Below are 326 nucleotides of genomic sequence, written 5' to 3'. Positions count from 1 at the left end.
GGCAGCGGCATACGCTGGAAGCTTGCCGGCTCGAACGAGGACAGCGCCGAGGCCAGCGCTTTCCTCAGCAAGGCCTTCGGCGCGGCGATCTTCCTGATCTTCCTGGTGCTTCTGATGCAGTTCAATAAGTTCACCAGCGTCTGGCTGGTGCTATCCTGCGTAGTCATGGCGACGGTTGGCGTGTTCCTGGGATTGCTGTTGACCGGAGAGGCGTTCGGCATCGTCATGTCAGGCATCGGCGTCATCGCACTGGCCGGCGTGGTGGTGAACAACAACATCGTGCTGATCGACACCTACGACCGGCTGCGCGAAGAGGGCTGGGACAA

1 protein-coding gene is annotated in these 326 nt (G+C 61.0%); it reads left to right on the top strand.

Annotated features, from left to right (window positions below; translation table 11 throughout):
• The coding region (locus tag AC0L17_RS34705) for an efflux RND transporter permease subunit (RefSeq protein WP_473519025.1) at nucleotides 1–326 on the top strand (326 nt) is incomplete at both ends.

This window comes from Mesorhizobium sp. WSM4829, assembly GCF_055811475.1.
The sequence above is the reverse complement of the archived record's forward strand: the minus strand, read 5'-3'. Positions and strand labels throughout refer to the sequence as shown.